Source organism: uncultured Fenollaria sp., from assembly GCF_934202865.1.
Taxonomy (GTDB): Bacteria; Bacillota; Clostridia; order Tissierellales; family Peptoniphilaceae; genus Fenollaria.
On the sequence record NZ_CAKPYL010000070.1, the window covers coordinates 1 to 4,849 of the forward strand.

The window sequence follows — 4,849 nt, forward strand, 5'->3', positions numbered from 1 at the left end:
ATGAGAAGAGACTGAACGGTTTTAACGCGATGTTTGCTGTACAAAGCGTTGAAGCAGCGAAATTATATTACGAAGAGTTTGAAAAGCAGCAAATGGATTTGCCTGAGGATAAAAAATTAAAGGTCGCTAGTATATTTAGCTTTCAAGCTAATGAAGAACAAGCATCCATCGGGGAAATAGCTGATGAAAATTTCAATCCAAGTGCAATGAACTCGAGTGCGAAGGAGTTTTTGGACAGGATAATTGCTGACTATAACAAAAGCTTCGGAACTAATTACTCAACTGAAGCGGGCGAGTTCCAAAACTATTATAAAGATTTATCAAGAAGGGTTAAGGAGAAAGAGGTCGATTTGCTTATCGTTGTCGGCATGTTCTTAACAGGTTTTGACGCACCTACACTTAATACACTTTTTGTTGATAAAAATCTTAGGTATCACGGACTTATCCAAGCATTCTCAAGGACTAACCGTATATTAAATAAGGTAAAAGCCTTTGGTAACATCGTTTGCTTTAGGGATTTAGAGAAAGCGACTGAGGACGCCATCAAAACTTTTGGCGATGAGAACAGCGTAAACATTATCTTAGAAAATAGTTTTGAAGACTATATGAATGGATTTAAAGATAAAGATAGTGGTAAGGTGATTAAAGGCTACATCGAAATATCTAATGAGCTTGTTCAAAAATTCCCTGAACCAACTGAGATAGAGCTTGACGCAGATAAAAAAGAATTTGTTCAATTGTTTGGAGAGCTGCTTAAGTCTGAGAACATCTTGAGAAACTTCGATGAGTTTCAAAATGTTGACAAGATTATTTCCGAAAGACTTATGCAGGACATGAAGAGCGTCTATGTTGATATTAGAGAGAATATTACTAAGAGAAGAAATTATGATGATGCACAAAAAACCGATATTGATTTCTCTGATGTAGAGTTTCAAATCGATTTACTAAAGACTGATGAGATCAATCTTGATTACATTCTTAAGCTTATACTTGAAAAGTACAAGGAACATGATGATATAGAAGTCCTTAAAGCTGAGGTTAAAAGAGCTATTAGATCAAGTCTTGGAACTAGAGCTAAGGAAGAACTTATTATGAGCTATATCAATTCTACGAGACTTTCCGAGCTAAAGACTAATGACGATATAGTCGAAAGCTTCTATGAATTTGCTAGAAAAGAAAAGGCAACGAACGTTGATGAACTAATTAGTGAAGAGAGACTAAATAGCGATGCAAAACGCTTCATAGAAAAGTCCATCGCAAAGGGATATGTTGATTACGCTGGCGATGAGCTTGACAGCATACTTCCTCCAACATCGAGACGAGGCGGACTAAGAGAGAAGAAAAAGGGCGAAGTACTTGCTAAGATTGATGCTATAGTTAATATATTCGTTGGAATTTAATATAAAAAAGATTCGTGGGCAAGTCTTACGAATTTTTTTTATGCCATTTATGATATAATTAATAAAAGGGGGTCATAGTATGAAGATCAATCTCATGTCTTTAGCCTTTAAAACAAAAGACACAGAACACAACAAAAAGATAATTATAAAATCTATGCGCGAATACGCTCACAAGGTAGACTTACTTGTCTTTGGAGAATCGTTCCTACATGGTTTTGAGGCTCTGTCTTGGAACTATGAAAATGACAAGGCCATTGGCATAAGCCTAGACGGTGATATTATTAAGGAAATAAAAATGGCTGCGATGGAAAATTCTATTGCGGTGAGCTTTGGTATGATCGAAAAAATGGATGATGCTCTTTACTCATCGCAAATCACTGTTGACAAGGCCGGCGAAGTAATTGATGTCTTTAGACGCGTATCTGATGGCTGGAAGGAGCCAATAGCGGACGCTCACTACAAGGAAGGCGATGGCTTTCATACTTTTGACTTTGAAGGCAAAAAAATTCTTGTCGGCATCTGCGGTGACTTTTGGCACGAAGGTCTCATAGAAAAGGCGGCTGCCATTGAGAAGGATCTAGTACTTTGGCCTGTTTACACTGACTTCGAGCCGCGCGTTTGGAACGAAGAAGAAAAGTTTGAGTACGCAAAAGAGGCGGCTAAACTAAAATCGCCTGTATTATATGTAAATTCTGTGTGCTATGACTTTGACGATCCATATATATCTAAGGGCGGCGCATGCCATTTTGATGGTGGCAAAATTATTAAAGAACTGCCATCGGGCGCTGAGGCGGTACTTGCCGTTGAAATTAATTAAGTGACAAGATATATTTCTTTACAAATTTGCTGATATGTATTAAAATTATATTATAATTCATTGGAGGTTTTAGGATGAAAAAGAAATTTTTACTATTATCATTATTTTTATTATTATTAGTTTTGCCATTTAATTCTAAAGCGCAAAATGATATCAAGATTAATATCAATGGCCAAGAAATCAGTGGAGATGCAAGTCCCATAATTATCAATGGAAGGACTTTGGTGCCACTTAGACTTGTTTCTGAAAATTTAGGCCTAGACGTTGATTGGCAGCCCGATACTCAAGAGGTTACTTTAACTAAGGGTGAGACTGTAATTAAATTTGTTATCGGCACTAACTCATACAATAAGAACGGTTTAGATATCTCAATGGATATAGCAGCAATGATACACAAAGGAAGAACATATTTACCAATAAGGGTTATTGGCGAATGTTTAGACAAAAATGTGGATTGGGATAAGAAAACAAGAACTGTTTTCATTATGGATGAGGGTTTTGTTCAAAAAGATGATGCTAGCAGTAAAAAGCCTGATACGAAGAAGTATAACCCTGACAATGGCAGTTTGTTAGCGTACTTAAAGGCTGACGGCAGAATTATTGGCAATATTAAATCTAAAATTTATCATGTGCCTGGCGGAGCTAATTATGAAAAGGTTAGCTTAAAGAATGCGGTATTCTTTAATACTGAAGATGAAGCGATTAAAGCTGGATATAGAAAAGCGAAAAAATAATTATTGAAACAGGTATATTATATATGCCTGTTTATTTTATAAGGAGATATAATATGAGAAGAGCTGATAGAGAAGTAAGTGACATAAATGAAATATTTAGGATAATGAAGGACTGCGACGATGTGATTCTTGCCTTTAATGATGAGACAGCTCCATACATCTTGGCGGTTAATTTTGGCGTGAGCGAAAATAGTGGCGAGATCACTTTATACATTCATGGCGCAAGTGAAGGAAAGAAGTATGATTATCTTAAGGACGGAGCGGCTGTGAGCTTCCAAATGAGTGCTAATCACAAGCTTATCATGGACAAGGAGCGCGGCTACTGCACTATGAATTACGAATCAATCATAGGCAGGGGCGAAGTTTATGAGCTTCATGAATATGACGAGAAGGAGGCGGCACTCGAAGTTTTAGTGCAAAAGTATCATATACCGAGTGAAAAATTTATCTATGCAAGGGCCGCTATACCTAGGACACGCGTTTTTAAAATTTGCGTGAAAGACTTAACTTGCAAGGCGAAGGCGTAAAATGATGACTTATACAGATGTTCTTTTTGAGCTAAATGCAAAAGCGGATGAAAAGTACAGGGACTTTATAGCAAAACTCGTTCCGACTATTGATAAAGATAGTATAATCGGCGTGCGCATGGGCGCTTTAAGGCACTTAGCTCGTGAAATAAAAAAAGAAGCAAATCTTGATATATTTAATGGAGCGAAATTTTATTATAGAGAAGAAAAACTTTTATATGCTTTATGTATATTTAAGATGAGCGAGAGCTTTGACAAAGCTATGGAAGCACTCGATGAGTTTTTATTATACATCGATAGCTGGGAAGTGACGGACTTAGTCGCAGGTGAAATAATTATTGATGAAGCACATATTGACAAAGCTTTTCAAAAGGCGCTAAGCTATATGCATAGCTCTGATGAATACACTATTCGCCTCGGTCTAGTCATAATGAATAGAAAATTTAATGACGACGAGCATATTGATAAAATTCTTGCTGCGCTTAAGACCATAAGCACAGACGCTTACTATGTCAATATGGCGGCGGCGTGGCTACTATGTGAGCTATACTTTACTGACAAAGATAAAGTAGATGAATTTTTATCGAGCGAGGCCATTAGCACAGAGATAAAAAAGATGACTCGGCAAAAAATACGCGAGTCACTCAAAAAATAATATATAGAAGAAGCCAGAGAAAATTCTCTGGCTTTTATCTTATTTCTTCACTTGTGCTATAATCTTAACGATATCGTCAAGGCTTGCTCCCTTATTAAATGTGAACTTACCTGATTTAAGTTTTGTGTCAAGCTTTAGCTCAACGCACTTGTTAACGAAGTCTGTTGCGCTTGATACAACGCCTTGTTGCTCAAGTATCTTACCTATCTCACCAGGTAGTGACTTAGCAGGTATATTAACTTCAATCGTTCCACCTGTTTCAGCTGGTTTTTCTTCTGCCGGTTTTTCTTCAGCTGGTTTTTCTTCGTTTGCATCTCCTGCAGTCTCTGTAGGCGTTTCTTCATTCGCATTGGCATCGCCTGCTGATTCTACAGGCGCTTCTTCGTCACCTGTTTCAGTGTTTCCTGCAGTTTCAGGAAGCTTGTCGCCAGTATCTTCATTATTGCCGTCAGTGTTTTGATCACCGTCTATATTTTCAACGACCTTTTTGTCGTCATTGTTATTCTCAATGTTCTTTGTTAGAGTAGAGTTAGCACCGTTGTTCACGAACAAGATGTCAAGTCTCCAGCTGATTATACATACAACAGCTATGATTACTATGAGCATAATTATGTAATCAATCGAGTTATACAAAAAGTCTTTAAATTTTTCCCAAAAATTCATTATTACACCTCTTATTTTGAAACTTTCTTTTTTTTATACTTTGTATTATAATT

At 36.9% G+C, this 4,849-nt stretch carries 5 protein-coding genes and 1 pseudogene; 5 read left to right on the top strand and 1 reads right to left on the bottom strand.

Features of this window, described 5'->3' with window-relative positions:
* The 5 genes and pseudogenes from Q0E71_RS06370 to Q0E71_RS06390 form a co-directional block, all read left to right on the top strand.
* Positions 1–1,400 (top strand): annotated as a pseudogene (locus tag Q0E71_RS06370) (type I restriction endonuclease subunit R); the annotation flags it as partial.
* A gap of 79 nt (positions 1,401–1,479) precedes the next feature.
* Positions 1,480–2,217 carry a carbon-nitrogen hydrolase family protein gene (locus tag Q0E71_RS06375; protein WP_294797127.1) on the top strand — a complete coding sequence of 246 codons (738 nt, stop codon included), beginning with the start codon at positions 1,480–1,482 and terminating at the stop codon, positions 2,215–2,217.
* Between the two features lie 74 nt (positions 2,218–2,291).
* On the top strand, positions 2,292–2,951 hold the full coding sequence (locus Q0E71_RS06380; protein ID WP_294797129.1) for a copper amine oxidase N-terminal domain-containing protein: 660 nt from the start codon (positions 2,292–2,294) through the stop codon (positions 2,949–2,951).
* Positions 2,952–3,004: 53 nt separating this feature from the next.
* Positions 3,005–3,478: a pyridoxamine 5'-phosphate oxidase family protein gene (locus Q0E71_RS06385; protein ID WP_294797131.1), complete on the top strand. Its 474-nt coding sequence runs from the start codon at positions 3,005–3,007 to the stop codon at positions 3,476–3,478.
* A gap of 4 nt (positions 3,479–3,482) precedes the next feature.
* Complete coding sequence (locus Q0E71_RS06390) at positions 3,483–4,133, top strand: DNA alkylation repair protein (RefSeq protein WP_294797133.1); 651 nt, start codon at positions 3,483–3,485, stop codon at positions 4,131–4,133.
* 39 nt (positions 4,134–4,172) lie between these two features.
* On the opposite strand, the gene Q0E71_RS06395 is transcribed toward Q0E71_RS06390, so the two are convergent.
* Positions 4,173–4,796: a hypothetical protein gene (locus tag Q0E71_RS06395; protein ID WP_294797135.1), complete on the bottom strand. Its 624-nt coding sequence runs from the start codon at positions 4,794–4,796 to the stop codon at positions 4,173–4,175.
* Positions 4,797–4,849: the final 53 nt, after the last annotated feature.

Excerpts from the sequence above, each read along its gene's own strand:
- Q0E71_RS06390 (WP_294797133.1), top strand. The coding sequence starts at position 3,483 with ATGACTTATACAGATGTTCTTTTTGAGCTAAATGCAAAAGCGGATGAA.
- Q0E71_RS06395 (WP_294797135.1), bottom strand. The coding sequence starts at position 4,796 with ATGAATTTTTGGGAAAAATTTAAAGACTTTTTGTATAACTCGATTGAT.
- Q0E71_RS06375 (WP_294797127.1), top strand. The coding sequence starts at position 1,480 with ATGAAGATCAATCTCATGTCTTTAGCCTTTAAAACAAAAGACACAGAA.
- Q0E71_RS06385 (WP_294797131.1), top strand. The coding sequence starts at position 3,005 with ATGAGAAGAGCTGATAGAGAAGTAAGTGACATAAATGAAATATTTAGG.
- Q0E71_RS06380 (WP_294797129.1), top strand. The coding sequence starts at position 2,292 with ATGAAAAAGAAATTTTTACTATTATCATTATTTTTATTATTATTAGTT.